Annotated in this window: 10 protein-coding genes and 1 pseudogene; all 11 read right to left on the bottom strand. The window is 44.3% G+C overall.

Going from position 1 to position 18,010, the window contains the following annotated elements; all coding sequences use genetic code 11:
• Positions 1–720 precede the first annotated feature (720 nt).
• The 11 genes and pseudogenes from DN752_RS23575 to DN752_RS23525 all read right to left on the bottom strand — a co-directional run bounded on the left by DN752_RS23575 (position 721) and on the right by DN752_RS23525 (position 17,998).
• The gene (locus DN752_RS23575; RefSeq protein WP_112786251.1) at positions 721–2,229 is read right to left on the bottom strand and encodes a sulfatase family protein; all 1,509 of its coding nucleotides are present in this window, start codon (positions 2,227–2,229) and stop codon (positions 721–723) included.
• Positions 2,230–2,236: 7 nt separating this feature from the next.
• A complete protein-coding gene (locus DN752_RS23570; RefSeq protein ID WP_112786250.1) occupies positions 2,237–3,571 on the bottom strand; it encodes a sulfatase in 1,335 nt (444 codons plus the stop codon).
• A 41-nt stretch (positions 3,572–3,612) separates the two neighbouring features.
• Positions 3,613–5,139, bottom strand: coding sequence for a sulfatase family protein (locus DN752_RS23565; RefSeq protein WP_112786249.1), 1,527 nt, complete (start codon positions 5,137–5,139; stop codon positions 3,613–3,615).
• A gap of 167 nt (positions 5,140–5,306) precedes the next feature.
• Entirely contained in the window at positions 5,307–8,375 is a 3,069-nt protein-coding gene (locus DN752_RS23560) for a glycoside hydrolase family 2 TIM barrel-domain containing protein (protein ID WP_112786248.1), read from the bottom strand.
• On the bottom strand, positions 8,356–9,792 hold the full coding sequence (locus DN752_RS23555; protein WP_112786247.1) for an arylsulfatase: 1,437 nt from the start codon (positions 9,790–9,792) through the stop codon (positions 8,356–8,358). Before DN752_RS23555 ends, DN752_RS23560 begins: the two co-directional genes overlap by 20 nt.
• A 129-nt stretch (positions 9,793–9,921) precedes the next feature.
• Positions 9,922–11,367, bottom strand: a complete 1,446-nt coding sequence (locus tag DN752_RS23550; RefSeq protein ID WP_112786246.1) for a sulfatase family protein — start codon at positions 11,365–11,367, stop codon at positions 9,922–9,924.
• Positions 11,368–11,375: 8 nt separating this feature from the next.
• Positions 11,376–12,833, bottom strand: a complete 1,458-nt coding sequence (locus tag DN752_RS23545; protein ID WP_112786245.1) for an alpha-galactosidase — start codon at positions 12,831–12,833, stop codon at positions 11,376–11,378.
• A gap of 31 nt (positions 12,834–12,864) precedes the next feature.
• Positions 12,865–14,376: a sulfatase gene (locus DN752_RS23540; RefSeq protein ID WP_112786244.1), complete on the bottom strand. Its 1,512-nt coding sequence runs from the start codon at positions 14,374–14,376 to the stop codon at positions 12,865–12,867.
• 32 nt (positions 14,377–14,408) lie between these two features.
• Positions 14,409–15,524, bottom strand: coding sequence for a hypothetical protein (locus DN752_RS23535; protein WP_112786243.1), 1,116 nt, complete (start codon positions 15,522–15,524; stop codon positions 14,409–14,411).
• Positions 15,512–17,232: pseudogene (locus tag DN752_RS23530) on the bottom strand (FAD-dependent oxidoreductase). The gene DN752_RS23535 and the pseudogene DN752_RS23530 overlap by 13 nt, the downstream one beginning before the upstream one ends.
• A 298-nt stretch (positions 17,233–17,530) precedes the next feature.
• Positions 17,531–17,998 (bottom strand): DUF5018-related domain-containing protein, encoded by a 468-nt coding sequence (locus DN752_RS23525; protein ID WP_245949391.1) that lies wholly within the window; start codon positions 17,996–17,998, stop codon positions 17,531–17,533.
• Positions 17,999–18,010: the final 12 nt, after the last annotated feature.

The raw sequence follows: 18,010 nt of genomic DNA, 5'->3' as shown, positions 1-18,010 counted from the left end.
AATATCATCCGAGTAAAAAGGCGGTGGAAAATGATTTCCTCCGCCTTTTATCACGATTTATGCAATAGGAATCGTTATCGCCTGTTCCCAGCTATCGGGAAGGTTTGAAACTGCAAGAAAATCAGGTTGTTTGGAGATAGAAGCATCCACCGCGGCGGATAGTGAACCTGTCTAGCGGCCCATAGCCGTCAGTCTTACCCAGTTCATACAATCTATCAACCTGAGCTCGACTTATTTTTAGAATTAAAAGCGTCATTGCGAACCTGTCTGCCCAGGCAGGCCCTTTTTAGGAGGATGTGGGTTGGAAAAGGGTGTGGCAGAAGACTGCCACGGCTTCCACCCCTCAAATCTCCCCCTAAGCCTCGCAGTGCATGTTCCGACCACTGTACGGAAACGGTTTTATAATCGAACTGAGGTTTATATATCGTGGGATTTGGTATGGCTAGATGGAGGTGTTGAACTAGGCTTTCAGCCTGGGTGAGGGCAATGTTTTTTGGACACTTTCCCTATTGTGCCTTATGTACCTAATGTAGTTATCAAATAAGTTAGCTACTTTACCTTACTTTTTCCGATGTCTTGGTATCCGGGGCAATTTCCTACAGTTCTCCCCCTTTATCTTTGTTACTTTTTTGGTGCAGGACAAAGAGTAACCATATCCTTTCCTCCAGTGGCAGAAATCCCCTTAACCAAACAGCATTTAACCCTGGTTCAATTTCCCCCCTATTCATTCAGGTGTTTCTTATATTGGGCAGCGTATTTTTTATAACCTACTTCCTTTCCTTCTTGTATCTGTTTATACACAGATGGTTTTTCTTCTTTAAGCCATTTTAATACATCCACAGCTCCTGGATGTTCTATTTCTAGCGGCCCCGTCGTAGAAAACCGCTTTTCAATAGTATTCAATTCCTCCCGCAGCTGTTTTTTTATCGTCCTGTACTCGGGGCTTAAGGCAAGGTTATTTAGCTCTAAAGGATCATTTTTCAAATCATACAATTCCTCTGTCGGTTTAGCATCCCCAAAGAAATAGGCTTGGGAAGGAGACAGTGAATCATGGTCATAAAGTCGCCTCATCACGTGTACTGCTGGCCGATAAAATTCCAGATAAGCCTGTCCCACTTCATAAGGCAGCTCAGGCTTGTCATGTCGTATATATTTCCATCGATCGGTGGTTACAGCGCGGGATTTTTCCATCACCTCATCCCACAAATCACGCGATGAATAAACTTGGGAGCGACCACTCCCCTCCTTAAAAATCGGCGTACCCGTCAGGTATTCAGGAAGATTGGCCCCTGCATATTCCAAAACAGTAGCCGTGATATCCGTCGCACTTACCAATTGATGGTTTACTTTTTGGCCTTTCTTTCTGGGGTCATAAATAATCAACGGAATATGTACCCCTGCTTCGAATAAATACCCTTTTCCGCGTATGTTACACCTTCCATTATCACCGATAAAGATAATGATGGTATTATCTGCCAGGCCTTTTTGTTCCAACTCTTCCATGATCATCCCCACTTCGTTATCGATATATTCCATTTGATCCAAGTACTTGGCCCAGTCCAAACGGATCACCGGGTCATCGGCCATATATGGGGGCAACTCTACCTTTTCTGGATCCACAGGGTCAGAAGATCTTTCTCTCACATCGTCCCACCAATCCCCCCTGTGGGTTGCCTTCAATTGAATTTGGGCAAAAAATGGCTGCTCACTTGAACGAATCGTATCTAGATTATCAAATAATCCAAAATCCTCCGTACCATCCCACTCACCAGTAGGTGTATGTTTAAAGTTCACATCGGTCTTGCGCCCCTTATCCATCACTCCATGATGCCCTAAAACGGTGGTATAACCTGCCTTTCGCAGCCAATACGTAAATGGCTTATAAGCAGTATCCAGTGGAATATTACGATTGCTCCTGTGGTGCTGGGTATTGGTCTGATTTTGGTGTACACCCACCATCATCGCAGATCTACTGGGTGAACATATCGAATTGGTCACGTACGCATTTTCAAATTTGGTACCATTTTCGGCTAGCCAATTTAAATGGGGTGTTTGGACTCCTGCGGTGCCATAGCATTCTAAATCGGTGCTGATATCTTCGGCCATAAGCCAAATGATATTGGGACGGGGATCTTGTTCACTTTCCTTGGATGAAGAACAGGAAGCCACTATGAGACCAGTACCTATTACCAACCCCAGCCTTAGGAAAGTATTCTGGAAAGTTTTCATTGTGCTATCATTTGAAAGGAACCGCTTCTTTTTCCCATTCAGCTAGGCTATTTGCCAGTGCTCTGGTCATTTTCTTTTCTGATTCCACCAGATCATGGGTCTCGCTAATATCTTCATCGATATTATACAGCTCTACCTTTCCGCTACGGTATTTTTTTAGTTTCCATGGTCCCCTTATAATCGCAGCATATTGATCTTCATAGGCCCTATAAAAATACAAGTTCCTCTTGGGAAGGGACTCTCCCTTCAAAGCAGGTAAAAGGCTAATGCCGTTGATATCTTTGTTGTCATTGCCCTTAAGTCCAGCTATATCCATAAGCGTAGGATACACATCTATCGTCTGAATCGGATCAGTAAAAACAGAGCCGGCTTCGATCATTTCGGGATACCACACGATAAAAGGAACCCGGGCACCGCCTTCACCCAAGGTGTTTCCGCCACGTTTTCCTCCGCTCAGGGGGGCATTGGAAAAAAGCCCTCCCTGATCAGATATCAGAAAGATGATCGTATTTTCGGCCAACCCGTTTTTTTCGACAGCTTCTTTGATTCTTCCCACAGAGGTATCCATGGCCTCGACCATAGCCGCATAATTGGCTTCCGCCTTGGGCATCCCTCTATCAAGGTACTTGCCTACCAACTCCTTGGGCCCTTCATGTGGTCCATGTACGTTATAGTACCAGAACGAAAGTTGGAAGGGCTTCGTCTTATCGTAATTTTCCAAAAATTCGACTGCCCTATCAGTCAGGTTATCAGTTAGGTATTTATCGGATGGCGTATCTTTCAGAACATCGGAGTTGTTAAAATAAGGCGGATAATAACTTCTGGGATGGCCAAAGTTACTTGTACCGAACTGGTCATCAAATCCCTGGTGAATGGGATGGTATGGTTCGTGTCCCAAATGCCACTTACCAATAAAATAATTGGTATACCCACCGTTCGCCAGGCTTTCAGCATAGGTAACTTCTTCCAATGGCAACCAGTTTATCGAAGGAGTATGAGATGGGTCGGTTTCCCAATAACTGTATTTGGAAGAATTGGATCCGTCAGGATGTTCATGGGGAATATGACGGGGCATCTCCATCCTAATAGCTTCCTTTCCAGTAAGTAAGGAAGCTCTACTGGGGCTACATGTGGGAGTGGGCACATAGGCTCTTGTAAATTCCATTCCCTCACGTTTAAGTTGGGCAAGGTTCGGGGTATGGTAAGTGGCATTTCGGTACCCTACATGGGACCAGCCATAATCATCGACAAAAAGAATGATAATATTGGGTTGCTTTTCTTTGGCACCTGCGCTACAGGTCATATACCAAAGAAGTAATGAAGTAAATAGTAAATATTTCATGTTCTAATCATTTAAATAACCATATATGGAAAACATCGATCTTATTTCCCTAAAAACTGTCTGTACTCGGGATTGACGTCTTGTCCTTTAAATTGGGGACGATCTTTCCATAAGTCATACACAGCTTTCAGTTGACGAGGATCCTCAGGATATTGCCCTTGGTCGTTGGTATCTTTTATCCAATTTTCCAGTATCTCTCGATGCTCTTCCAATACCTGTTGGTATTGGGGATCTCCGGCCAAGTTGTTGATTTGGTGGGGATCATCTTTCAATAGGTATAATTCCTCCTTGGGCCTATCCCCAAACCAAAATTGGTCTTGGTAAGGTGTTAGCTTCCCTTCTTTGTGCAATGCTTTCAAATCCTTGACAACGGGCTTATTGTCCCTATACCCTGGCTGCATCATGGATCTTTCCGGAAAAAAATTCCTAATGTACCGGAAGTCCTCCGTGCGAACCGTCCTGATCCTATCTATAGTAAAATCACATCGGTCTCTCGCCCCAATCACATAATCCCTAGCATGATAATCCTCCGAAAAGAGCGACTGTCCATCAAAATATTCAGGACGTTCAACTCCTCCCATTTCCAGTGTGGTCGCTGCCACATCCAATAGGGAAACCAAGTCACTGTTTCTAGTTCCCTTTTGAATGAAGGGATGGTCCCCACTGATGATCAATGGCACTTTCATCCCCCCCTCGTAGCAAAATTGTTTATGCCTCAGTGAAGTATTGCTTCCGTGGTCCGAAAAGAAAAAGATTACTGTATGCTCCAATTCTCCATCCTCTTTCAGCTGTTTGAGTATCTCTTCTACTCTGACATCGGTGCCACGATTTGCATTAAAGTGAGTGGTCCAAGCCTCTCTGTGGGAAGGGACATCCGGAAAGTAAGGAGGTAAGGGCAGCTCGTCATCTGCAAGTAGTTCGCCTTCTCTTACATACTGATTTCCGGCCTTTCCTCCTTTCAATTCAATCTGCCCAAACCAAGGTTGTTCCTTTGAACTTCTGGCAGTCCAAGTATCCTTGGTAATGGACAGGGCATGCTCAGCCTTATTTCCCTGCCACCCGTTCATTCCGGTGATATAATCTGAGGCCGTTCCTACATCATACAAATCCAGGCGATCGTAATGGAAATTATAGTCATCTTTGCCGCTGTTAAAGGTAAAGTAACCTGCCTCCTTCATCATTTCAGGAATGGTCTCTACCTCTTCCGGTAGGTAAATCCTCAAACTATCCGGTACCACATTTCCTTCATCTGTACGGCTGGACCGATGATGGTGCACTCCCAAGGTGGTCTGCATTTTCCCTGTAATTACAGCTGAACGGCTAGCTGAACATACGGGGGCAGTAGCATAGGCCCGTTCGAAAAGCACACCATTCGAAGTCAAACCATCGATAATAGGTGTATGACCATCATTAATCGTATCGCCATAACACCCTAAAAATGGAGATAGATCCTCTACAAAAATCCACAATATATTTGGCTTTCGATCTGTTTTATCTTGCGTAGTAGAGGAAGAACAGCCCGCCAATCCAGCTAGACCAAACGCCCAAATCAATAGTACTTTTTTCATCTGCTCATGATTTTAACACGGTTTATGCATTAGGAATCGTAATAGATAAGTAAAATGAGTCTCCTGAATTTTGCAGGTAACCATCCTTTAATAATGGTTTCATCACGTGTACTATCACGGATAGTCAATTAAGCTAATGCATAATTCAGGTTTAAGGAACTCTTTATTTAGTTTATTTTAAGTTGATCAATAGCAAATCCATCATCATCCATGGGCATTATGCGGATGTTATTGGCTCCTGCTTTTAGATCTACACGGATATTTTTCACTACCCAATCTTTCCGATAGTTTTTCGTGGCAGGCAGGATGATGTTTTGCTCTTTTCCATTGATCATCAGCCTCACTCTGTATTGATCCCTGACCTTAGGGGAAGCACTGTACCTTAACTCTAGTACAAACTCGCCATCACTTCCATCGTTTTCCTGGTACCACTCCACATAGCCACCCGCATTTCTTCCAAAATCCACATAGCCTTTGCCATTATAACCTTGTCCATCGCTGGAGACGATTGCCTGTACGTAACTGGCGTCTTCAGCTTGGTCTCCAGCTAGTTTTTTGGCTGAAGTCTTCGCATCCCAGACCATCCCTGCTCCAGTACCAAATTCTTCTTCCAGCCTTTGGGCAGGGATACCATCCAGCGTAACCAATGCCCGCACAATAGTGCCAGGGGCTACTTCAAAAGGATTGTCATATGCACTACTTCCTAGGTTAGGCTCCCTGCCATCTGTGGTATAGTATACCTTCACCTCTGGAGCATGGACTTCACCTCTTAGTCCCAAAATAGCCACATCAATACTGACTTCCCTGGAAGTTATTTGTTGTTTCTCTCCTAATATCGAAGCAGCTACCAAGGAAATATCCCCATAAGCAGATGTGGATGCTATGTAGGCCCGCGTCAAACCAAAAAAGGCTGTGCGGTTATCTGTACCTACATGGCTTTCCGTGTCCACTGGGCTGCCATTGTCCAGCGCTTTGATCCTTCCTGGCCCGAGGACGGTGAAGTAGGTCCTGTTTTCACCATACGGATAAAATTCTCCATTTCTATCCTCACTGCTCACGCGAACTTGGGCGATGTCACCCTTTTTGGATTGTAAGGCTTTGCCGTCTACGCTCAGTGATATTTGTGATGGAGGATCAGCAGAAGCAATCACTTCATTCACTGTCTCTTTTCCTGCCATATAACCTATGGCCTGGATAGTTCCCGGTTCATAAGGCACCATCCATTCACATTGCATCTTATCCCAGCTTTCTCCCGGTGATTTCTTACCCAAAGACTTACCATTTACCACTAACTCTACCTCATCACAATTGGAATACACCCAAACCGGTACCAGTGCTCCTCTTTTCAGTGTAGGGTGTGTCCAATGGGGAAGGATATGGACCATTGGATCCGTAGTCCATTGGCTTTTATAAAGATAATAGAGATCTTTTTCGAAATTGGCCAAGTCTATTGCTCCTCCCATAAAGGCCCTGAACGGCCACCCTCCATGGACATAAGTCGCTTCTCCAATATAATCATGCCCAGTCCACCTAAAAGTGCCTGCGTAATGGGGAGTATCCCGTAACAATTCAATACTCTGCCTAGAAGTCAATCGTACCATGGCATTATCATAGCTGGAATTGAACACCTGTTTGTAATGGGTCTTGGCCGAAGCATCAGCCCAATCATAGGTAAACAACTCATTTTCTGTCAGATCAGGATAATAGTAGGGTTGTTGACGTTGGTTGGGGTATCCATCCCTATACCAAGTCTTGGTTCGGTAAAAGCCTCTCACCTGCCAGGTATGGGTGTTTTCTGTCCCGACAAACACCCGGTCTGTAGGCATCGATTGCAACCATCCTTTTTTTTCACTGGCTCCATTGACTCCAAAAACATCCATATACTCGGATGCAGAATGGCCTGACGTTACTGGTCGGCTGGGATCCAGCTGATGACATTTGCTTACCATGCTCTTGGCGATATCCCCGTGAGTCTCATTACCTATGCTATATAGGATAATACTGGGATGGTTGCGGTCTCGCTTTACCCAATCCGTAAGATCACGTTCCCACCAATCGTCAAAAAACCTGGCGCCATAATCATTATCGGCTTTTTGCTCCCATCCATCAAAAATCTCGTCCATTACCAACATCCCCATTTCATCACACATTTCATAAAATTGGGGAGTCTGGGGGTTATGGGCTGTCCTAATGGCATTTACCCCCATATCTTTTAACTGCTGAATTCTATAGCGAAGGATCTTGTCGGGTACAGCGGCTCCGAAAGCTCCCGCATCTTGATGGTTACAGACACCCCGTAATTTAATATGTTCTCCATTGATCCAAACACCAGATTTGGGCTTCCATTCCACTTCTCTAAACCCAAACGTTACAGTATCTTGATGATACACTTTTTTACCTTTGGCAAGTGTAATGACTTGGCGGTAAAGGTACGGGGCTCCCGGTGACCATTTTTTTACCTCAGGCACTTCTATTTCTTCATTGAACGCCACTTCCCCACCAGCAGGTAAGTGATATTTTTTACCTATACTGGAAACTGTTTTTCCTTCCTTGTCCAAAATAGCCATTGTCGCAGTAAGCCCTTCCGAAGATGAACCTGCATTCCTGATTGTACCACTGGTCTTGACGATGTTGTCTTCCGTACGGACAAAAGTCTCCCTTTCCTCCGTATGAATGAGGTCGGTCACCCTTAACCAAGTATTGGCATAAATCCCACTTCCTGTATACCATCGTGCTGCAGGCTGGGGAGTATTATCCACCCTCACAGCTACTCTCAACACAGAATCCTGGACCACCTTCCCACTTACATCATAATCAAAAGAAATCCATCCATATGGTCTGGTACCTAAACTGTCTCCATTTACCCATACAGTGCTGTTCATAAACACACCGTCAAATTCGATGCTCACCATTTTACCTTTCCATGAGGCAGCAACTGGAATCTCTTTATAATACCAGCCTATTCCCGAGGGAAGGTATCCTCCTCTTCCGCCCATGGGTGCATCCTTATCATACTCTCCCTCTATGCTCCAGTCATGAGGTACGTCCAATGTCCTCCATCCAGCAGGCCTAAAATCTCTTTCAAGTACCTCAGGATGATCGCCAAGCTTGAATTTCCAGTCGTTATTGATTGAAATTCTTGATTGGCCATTGGTAGTAGCTACCAAAAAAAAGGCATATAGCAGTAGGAAACCGTTAATGGCTACCCTGTTCATTTTATCTTGTTTGGGTAGCATCGGCAAAATATTTCTTGAGCTTATTGATCAATTGGGGATGTGATTGGGCGACATTATTGATTTCGAAAGGATCCTTATCCAGATCGTATAGCTCATAAATAGGTTTACTGTCATTTTTGGTTGAATTGATATAATGAAGCTTCCAATTGTCCACCCTGACCGCTTGGACCGTTCCCCATTCCCAATAAAGGTAATCGTGCTTTTTTTGCTGTTTTTTCTTTCCCAAAAGTGTCGGTAATAAACTAACCCCATCTGTATATTCCGGAATAGTGACTCCTGCTAAATCACAAGCAGTGGGTAAAAAATCCCAAAAAGCAGATGGCATATTGTTAACGGTCCCAGATGGGATGCTTCCTTTCCACTCCACTATAAATGGAGACCGTATTCCTCCCTCATAAATATCTCTTTTGCGTCCTCGAAGTCCAGCCGTACTGTTAAAAAAATCTAGGTCGTTGCCTCCCGCTTCATCAGGGCCATTGTCGCTGGCAAACATGATAATGGTATTCTCGTCCAATCCCAACTGGGATATCAGCGCTCTGATTTTTCCAATATCTCGATCCATTCTTGAAATCATGGCCGCATAGGTGGCATTGGGATTGTCTTGGGCACAATAGCCGCCGTCATATTGGCTGCCATAGCCTTCATCGCCAGGAGTCCCCCCTCCTCCACCTTCTTTTTTCTTGCGCTCAGGCCATCCAAGAGATGAATATGGCTCTAAGGAATCCTCGGGAACCGTCAATTCAGCATGAGGAATAGTATATGGCAAATAGAGGAAAAAGGGATTGTCTTTGTTTTCTTCAATAAACCAAAGCGCCTCTTTCGTAAATTCATCATGGGAATAGGTCCCTCTACCTTGTAGGTACGCTCCTGATGCATCTCTTATAGATACGTTTTCGGGATAGTTGACTTTGGTATGGTTCCGCCACATATATTCTGGATAATAAAAATGGGCAAACCCTTGATTATCATAGCCAAACCAGTGGTCAAATCCCTTTTGGTTGGCACTATTGGTTTGTAATGGCCCATTGGAGAGCCCCCATTTTCCAATCGCCCCGGTGGTATAGCCAGCTTCCTTTAGGAGTTCTGCTACGGTCACATCATTGGAATCCATTAGTTGCCCATTCCGTTTTACGGAAGCATTCCCCATGTGCTTGCCTGTCATCAGAGAACACCGTGACGGGGAACACACGGTTTGTCCAGCATAATGTTGGGTAAACTTGACTCCTGATGCCGCCATGTCATCCAAGTTGGGAGTGAGTATCTTGTCTTGTCCATAACACCCTAAATCCCCATAACCCAAATCGTCTGCAAGGATATAAATGATGTTGGGTTTTTTGGGAGTTTTGTCTTGCTGGCCATTTACTGATAAGGCCACCATAAACAAGGCCACTAGAAGAGGCTGTATTTTCTTGATCATTTTACTATTATTTTGAGTTTAATAGACCAAAGTTCTACAATCAAAGGCCTTAGGGTGTTTCTCCACGTTTATTTTATGTTCCTAATAGTACATAACAATTAACCACCTTGACTTTTCTTGATAGTGAATTCATAGCCCTACCCCGCTACCTTGAATAGCGGTACCGTGATCCCACATTATCATCCAAGGGTCCCTTGTCTGTGATTGAAAAGTCTTGATGTTATTTTTCAGCTGTTTGAGTATTTCATGATACCCTACTTTATCCACCAGATTATTTAATTCCAAGGGGTCTGTGCTAAGATCATAGAGTTCAAATTCATCCCTATGGATATATTTATCCCTAAGCCTAGGGCCAAAAGTCATTTGACTCCCCCTTTCGGCCTCCTGCCAACTGGAAGACCACCATAGGTCAGAGGCAAAGGGATAAGGCAGTTGATAGGCAATGTTCCATATAAGTTTCATATCTCCTTCTATCACTGATCTCATGGGATAGTACATAGTGATTTCGTGAAATGTATGAGAGGCATACACACTTTTTTCAATATACTTCTGAGGATCACTAATCGTCTGTTTAAATGACCGGCCATGAAACTGGTCTTCCTCAACGGAAATCCCCACTAAATCCAATATGGTAGGACATAGATCGACCCACGAAATAGGAGAACGGCTGGTAGTTTCCTTTTTTGAAACACCTGGTGCATACACAATGCACGGAAGCTGTATCCCTGCTTGGTATAATGTGGTCTTGGCACCTGGAAAAGCGATCCCATTATCTGAAATATAAATGACGATGGTCTGTTGTTTTTTTCCAGACTGTTCTAGATATTCCATCAACTTACCGATTCCTTGGTCCATACGGGATACGCTCTTATAATACTCGGCCAATTCCTCCCTGACTATTTTAGTATCGGGCAAAAAATCCGGAACCTTTACCCTCTCCGGCTGATAGGCTATAGGTTCAACGCCGGGGTACCCTTCGGGTCTATTTCCAAAGCTATTGGGATCATCCCATTTTTCTGGTTTAAACGGACTACCACGATGGGGATCACCCGGGCAGAAATAAAGAAAAAAGGGAGCTTCACCTTCTATAATCTCCTTGCTCTGTTCGGCCATTTCCACTGTGCTCCTCTCATCGGCATCCAGCACTACGTCAAAGTCATATACCTGCTCTGGGGCCAAATGATATTTTCCCACTCTTGCTGTTCTGTAACCATGATCTCGCAAAATCACCGGTAATGACCTTACCGAATCATAGGTACTGAAGTGATGATAATCATGCGTATGCCCATATGAACCAGTAGCGTGACCGTACATCCCCGTAAGGATCACGGATCTACTGGCTGCACAACTGGCACTAGTGCAGTAGGCATTTGTATATTTCACTCCCTCTGCGGCCAGATGGTCCAATGCCGGGGTTTTTACCACGGAATTACCATAAGCCCCCAGTGCATCCTTTCCGTGGTCGTCTGAGACGATAAGGATCACATTAGGCGGGGAAGTATATTCCTGTCCGCTTGCAAGAGCTGGGAGTAGATAAATCCCCAATAATCCCACAATCAATTTCAACGTTTTCATAAGTCTACCTATTTTCTTTCATCCAAATAGAAATCAGAAGTAACCAGTTTTTTCCCATGGGCATATTGCCATAAATAATCCCCCGTCCTATCCGCACATTTTTGACTTATATGATGCGGAAGGATGGATACCAATGGGTAACCCCTCTTCCCTTCATACATGGCCAGGTGCTTCAGGTATTTTTCCTCCGTTATCACCCCCGAGTCATTGCCTCCGATATGATCCAAGTTAATGAGTTTTGACGGTGCAGATTTGAATGCTACCTCATAATGTGTCTCCACCCTGCATGGCCAATCGTAACGGTCGTCTAACCAAATATCGTTGGTACGAATCACATCAGTATATGGAGCAAAGAATATATCAGGCACATGAGTTTCTACTTCCACCGTCTGGTCAATGTCCTTAATAGCCCGGTACATCTCCCTATGGATCAATAACATGTCCGATTTGGTATTATAAGACATGTCTATCTTCAGTTTTCTTATACCCGTTTTGATCAAGGGAGCAAAAACCTCATGTGCATAATCGTATATGTTGGCGTACGGATTAAGGTACCTTACCTCTGATGGATCATAGCTACTGCTTTCGGCTCCCCAATTTCCCAATAAGTTAGGGTATATTTTTGCAGCAGTACTATTCATCTGGATTTTAGGGAAGCCTACCCAGATACCGGGGGTAAATCCTGCTGAAGCGATATGGTCAATGATGCGCTCAAAATCGGGAAACAACGTTTTGTCCGGCTGCCAACTACCAAACCCGGAATCAACATCGCCGTCTGGAAACCTGGCCCAGCCATGATCTAGGGTAAACTTACCGGTGGGGTAGCCCAGTTCTCTTACTTTCTTTAGATAATTCTTTACAAAATCAGCATTGAGGTTACGGAATTGACCTTTTCGCTCTTGAGCCAGGTATTTTTGCTCCACCCATGTACAATACTCCAAGTCTTTCCAAAATCCAGGAATAAAGGCTGGAGACCTAAAGGAAAGTCGCTCCATCATTTCTTTATTATACGCTTTCCAAGCCAAATCACTGTTACCTGATTCGTCCACAAACAACTCCTGTCCAGCCGGAATATGTACTTTAAGGGTATTCCTTCCATCAAATTCAAACTCTGAAGCTTGAAAACCAACGGTGTTTTTGAATCCGAAAAACCTACCAGTAACGTCCATGATCACCGGAGAGCCGGACATTCCTGAAGCAGGCAGGGTAAATGGATTGTGCACAAAAGGCCTATCATGGTAGTATTGTTGACAGCCTCCCTTAGGAACACCGGCACCAACGCTATGATATGGACAAAAAAGTGGCCCTTCCACCATAAATTCCCTTACAGAAATCGCTTGGCCAGGTACACTTCCTGAGCCTGATACTTTTTTTCCCACAGTGTTGCCTAGTGAGAGTCCGGTATTTGTGCCTAGTAACAATGAGCTCAGCCCCGCAGACTTTATGAAATTTCTTCTAGAATTCATTTACCATGTATGGTTTGTGATCATTACCTAATTAATATTCTAAAGTGGAATTTGGAGGAAGGGGAACCTTATTGCTTTTCCGCCACTCTACCAATTCATCCACAAGCTCTTGACGTTTACCATGCATCTGATCTGCAACATTTTCTGTTTCCAGCGGATCATTGGCCAAATCATACAGTTCTACCTCACCATCTTTTAAAAATTGAATCAATTTATAGTCTCCTTTCCTTATGGCCGAACAAGTACCATGTTTGTATTGGCTCGCCAAGTGCCAATAAAGTGCCTCCTCACTCGATTCGTAAGTATCGCTGCGGAAAAGTGGTTTGACCGATTTTCCGTCTATTTTCTCGTTCAATGGAACCCCTGCCAAATCCAAAAATGTAGGGAAATAATCGACAGCATGTAAGAGTCTATCGGTCCTTGCAGGCCTTACCTCACCTGGCCAGTTAAAAAAAGTAGGCACCTTTATTCCCCCTTCATAAATTTCCCCTTTTGCTCCTCTAAGGTGGTGGTTACTGCTCTGTCCTCCATTGTAGCCATTATCTGATGAAAAGACGATCAATGTATTTTCACGTAATCCATGCTCGTCAAGAAAATCCACCAACCTACCCACGTTTTCATCTAGCGAGCTGATCATGGTCGCATATGCCGCCATCGTTTCTTTTCTTTTACCCATCCCTTGCCCAGTAACAGGATCGCCGTTTTTATCCATGTAGTACTTAAATAATTTTTCATTTCTGGACTTTATGGGCCGGTGTACTGTATAATAATGAAGGTTGACAAAGAAAGGAGCAGACCGGTTTTCTTTCATAAAAGCTACGGCATCATCTGTCAGCCTATCTGTCAACCACTCATCATCTGGCTTTGGGGCAATAAAAGGATTGCTGAATGGCGCCCTATATCCTCCAGTATAACTGTGATAGCCCCCTTTTTCCAAGGCCGGATCTCCCCTGAATGTACCCCCAACATTCTTGAGAAATCCCCTTCCTGTTGGATAAAACTGCTGAACGAATGGCTTACGGTGTGCTTCAAGCCATGAGAAATCGCCTGGATCGGGCTGGGTTAGCTTATGTTGGATCGGCCAATCCATTCGCAATTCTGCCTCAGGATATGGCCCTACTATATGCCATTTGCCAAGATGAATGGATTTATATCCTTGCTGAGCCAATACTTCGGCATAAATTTCATGTTCCTTTCCAACAGTCCATCTGCTAAAGATATTTTCCTGTGCGGTTCCTTTTTCCAAAACAGGAACGGTATAGACTCCCGTTCTGAAACTTTGCTTTCCGGTAAAAATAGCCGTTCTCGAGGGCGAGCATGTAGGATACATGTAGGATTGATCAAATATTAGCCCCTCTCCCGCTAACCTATCAATATTTGGCGTTTCATAATACTTAGAACCATTAAATCCCACATCTCCGTAACCAAGATCATCTACTAGTATAAAGATAATGTTTGGCTTTTTGACCGGTTTACTCTTGGCACATCCCAAACATAGGAAGGCAAAAACAACACCTAATCTTAAGAAAGATACTTTCAACATCTATTATATTTTAAGTTAACAACAATCAGGTTTTATAACCTCTCTGTATTTTCATGGGCAAACTCCTTCATTATTTCCTGTTGACCACGGGTCATGGACTGATCTTTCAAAAAATAGAACAGTCTTCTGGCGATAAGGAAATTCTCCCGAAGCATCACTTCTTGGAGGGCATCCACCTCTCCTTCGTACAATTCCCCGTACCTCCCCATCATCTCTATAGTCTTATCCACCTCTAAAAAACTGTCCGTCGAGCCAATATGTCCTAGGAGAAGGCTCCGAAAAGAGGACAGTTCTTTATTTTCACTTATTGCATCCAGCGTCAGTAGCCTGGCAGAAGAACTGGGATTGGATAGGAGCTCTTGAGCCAATCCCGTCTGGAAACTTACATGCCAATTTTGCATTGCTGGACAAATTATGGCTGCAATTTCCTTATCCCAGCTTTGCGCACTTTCCAACAATATTGCTTTGGTACCATTATCCAGTTCATTGAGTCGGGCCAACGATTCATAGGCAAACTTTACCTTTTCCTTATCGTTAAGTCCTAGCATGGCGACCAGTTGTTGTTGGTCCAAGGTAGCGGCATATATCTCGCGTACCTTATGATGCATTTCACCATGTACCCAGTGCCATAGGGTATAGCATGTCCAAGTGGCACCTTCTATTGATTCGTCGTCGGGAAGAATCAAAGCCGTGGCGCCTGACATGGCATCCACTTCACCATGGACTTTGGTCTGGATAATATCCGAATAGGCGAGGCTCCGTAAAGCAGCATTTTTATTGGTCAATATCTCGTCCAGTTTTATATAATCATCCTCATCAAACGGCTGCCCGTCTCCTTTTTCCAAGGTGACTCCCTCTTCCAGCCTGTACTTGATATAGTTGCCAAAACTATCCCAATAGAGCCTTACAGGAACCACTTTACAGATATGGTCAGCACATAATACGGACTCTACTGTCATGTAGAAATAAGAAGCAGCTTGCTCTTCATCTACCTGGACCAAGGAAACTTCTCTGGGACCATCCATAAAAGCAGGATGGTCAACGGTAAGCGCAATCTTCCTGCTCGTGGTATCTTTTTGGTAACTATAGGCTTCTACTGAGTGGAGCAGGGATAAAATCGTAAACAGTACTGTTCTCAGGAATAACATCTTATTTCAAATAGCTTTACGTGATTTGCACCCCAGGTTGCCTCAACGTTTACCCGAATTGCATTCGTTTTTATGGGATCAAAACCTAACTTGATCAATCGCCTCCTATTTTCCTTTAGATGAGCCACAGGTTGCCATTTCCCTCCGATCCTCGCTTCCAAGGTTAACTCTTTCACGAGTTCTGGGGGAACAGCCAGCACCTGACCTTCATTTTTTTCGGGATTTTTATGCATCATGATCTTGCGCTGGAGGTTGGAATCAGCTTTAATCAGCACCTGGCTGATCTCTTGTGGGGATATCCACTCCAGTTGTAGTTTGGCTGGACAAGCGGACGATTCCCAGTGATGGATGTTATCGATCTCATCTCTTGACACTCCATCCAAGAGGAGTTTGGCGTCTCCAGATGCAGTAGAGTCTCCAAAAATCACCTCACAGGTTTTGGCCAAGTCGTTGCCATCCCTTGCTGGCCTGTTGGGGATATAGACATCATCCTTCAGCAATTGCTCTTGAAGCATCTCGATATGGTCTTGTGCCAGTGTCCGGGGAGATAGCTGGTGGGAATGACATAAAGCTGCTGCCGTTCCTACTGCTTGCCCCATGAGTGCACAAGTCCCTTGGATACGTGTAGAACTTAGGGCAATATGTGTAACACTCACATTTCGCCCAGCAAACAATAAATTGGTGATATTCTTACTGTATAAACTCCTAAAAGGGATTTCATATGGTTTTTCAAACCGATCATGAAAGTAACTTGGCGGCTCACTGAGGTTTTCAATTCCCCCCGGGTTATGTTCATCCAAAGACCATCCACCATAACATACGGCGTCATAAAAATGCTTGTAGGTTTCCATATCTTTTTGGGACAGAATATAGTCCCCATAAACCGACGAGATTCTCTCCTACCGGGCAAAGACCCTACCCAGTCCAATGCGAGATTATCTGCATCGGGAAAGTTGCCTGAGTTCTTTATATAATCCCATACCCCGTGCATATACCCCATAAGTTTATGTCTATTGGTCTCCTGATCGGCAATGATATCCTCATCACTCCCCAACTCTACCCACCAATAACCTTCCTTGAGCTGTTTTATGTTTCGCTCTTTTGCTTTATCCGATTTAAATGGAAGTACAAAAGCAGGTGGATAATATGGCACAGGCCTGCCCATATCTTTGGTTATCATCATCAATGTTGCGCCCATTTGCCATCCATCCGCTATCTCGGGGGCAAATGACTCGTCAAATTCAGCTCTCGCCTCTCTACCTGTCCGGTATTCAGCACCTGCAGTAGCTGCCAACAGCCCATCTCCAGAACAATCAATAAAGTAATCCGCATTAATGGTAATGGCTGTTTCAGTGGTCAATTGCCAACAAATGGCACTTTTTATGTTTTTCCTATCATGCATTACCGCGTCTATAGCCTGCGTATTGAGGAGCACGTCCAGGTTTGGTTCCTTGGTCACATAATCATACACGACATGGTCCCACACAGGGTAGCTTTCCTGAGGATTGTAAAACGAATTGTCTATCAATATTTCTTCAATAATTCCTGTTTCTCTTTCTACACGGTGCTTGTTTTTCAGTGACTGTACACCATTGACCGTTACCCTGATCTCACTACTGGCATTCCCGCCCAAAACAGGGCGATCATTTACCAAAACGGTTTTGGCGCCATTCCTCGCAGACGCCACTGCTGCACTAATGCCAGCCATCCCTGCGCCAATAACAGCTACATCATACTGGAGGTTTTTTTGTCTTTTGGGCATACCCACCTTTCCCTTGCCCATTTGTTTCCAGTGATCATTCGTTCTCTTGCCGAGGTTTTCAGGATCATCTTTTGCCACTATCGAAATGGGCAGTAAACCTGTCAATAATCCTGCTCCGGCAGTATGTTTGAAAAACTTTCTTCTTTTCATGATAGTAATATTCTACAAAGGAATAGTTAATGGGTGGACAATGCCCCGGTGCTGCTTCCCACATGGAGAAGCAGCACCGGAGCCATCAAAATAGTTATTTCTCAAAACCAGCTATTTCCAATATCCAGACTTTCTTGTTTCCATTGGCTGCTGTGATTTCGTATTCATAAGGCCCTTGGGAAAAATCCGCCAATTGGCCCAAGACAGGGGCTCCGTCGGTCGGTTGGATCGTGGAGGCATTGGATATATCTGCAAAACCGACCAGCTCTGACAGCGCTACTTGACTCCGGATGCTTTCAGGAAAATCCTGACTGGCATTGGGCACTTTGACTACACAGGTAACCGTACCTGATGTAGCATCCACCTCTGTCAGGGTTTCAAGACCTTGAACATTTAACTGGGGATAATTGCCTTCTTCATTTATCCACCGATACTCAAACCTAAAGTTGGTAATATCGGCCTCTTCAAATGCCGGCAGCTCTTCCAGCCCTGATTGAAGGCAAGCACTTAAAAGCAAAACTGAAGTACAGCAAATTGATATGTTTTTTATAAATCTATTCATAATAAAGTAGGT

Origin of the sequence: Echinicola strongylocentroti (genome assembly GCF_003260975.1) — a bacterium.
Taxonomy (GTDB): Bacteria; Bacteroidota; Bacteroidia; order Cytophagales; family Cyclobacteriaceae; genus Echinicola; species Echinicola strongylocentroti.
This window is presented reverse-complemented; position numbering and strand designations above follow the sequence as displayed.

What these genes read in the sequence shown, in the direction of transcription:
- DN752_RS23555 (WP_112786247.1), bottom strand. Translation starts at nt 9,792, where the DNA reads ATGATCAAGAAAATACAGCCTCTTCTAGTGGCCTTGTTTATGGTGGCC.
- DN752_RS23575 (WP_112786251.1), bottom strand. Translation starts at nt 2,229, where the DNA reads ATGAAAACTTTCCAGAATACTTTCCTAAGGCTGGGGTTGGTAATAGGT.
- DN752_RS23535 (WP_112786243.1), bottom strand. Translation starts at nt 15,524, where the DNA reads ATGTTATTCCTGAGAACAGTACTGTTTACGATTTTATCCCTGCTCCAC.
- DN752_RS23565 (WP_112786249.1), bottom strand. Translation starts at nt 5,139, where the DNA reads ATGAAAAAAGTACTATTGATTTGGGCGTTTGGTCTAGCTGGATTGGCG.
- DN752_RS23525 (WP_245949391.1), bottom strand. Translation starts at nt 17,998, where the DNA reads ATGAATAGATTTATAAAAAACATATCAATTTGCTGTACTTCAGTTTTG.
- DN752_RS23560 (WP_112786248.1), bottom strand. Translation starts at nt 8,375, where the DNA reads ATGCTACCCAAACAAGATAAAATGAACAGGGTAGCCATTAACGGTTTC.
- DN752_RS23540 (WP_112786244.1), bottom strand. Translation starts at nt 14,376, where the DNA reads ATGTTGAAAGTATCTTTCTTAAGATTAGGTGTTGTTTTTGCCTTCCTA.
- DN752_RS23545 (WP_112786245.1), bottom strand. Translation starts at nt 12,833, where the DNA reads ATGAATTCTAGAAGAAATTTCATAAAGTCTGCGGGGCTGAGCTCATTG.
- DN752_RS23550 (WP_112786246.1), bottom strand. Translation starts at nt 11,367, where the DNA reads ATGAAAACGTTGAAATTGATTGTGGGATTATTGGGGATTTATCTACTC.
- DN752_RS23570 (WP_112786250.1), bottom strand. Translation starts at nt 3,571, where the DNA reads ATGAAATATTTACTATTTACTTCATTACTTCTTTGGTATATGACCTGT.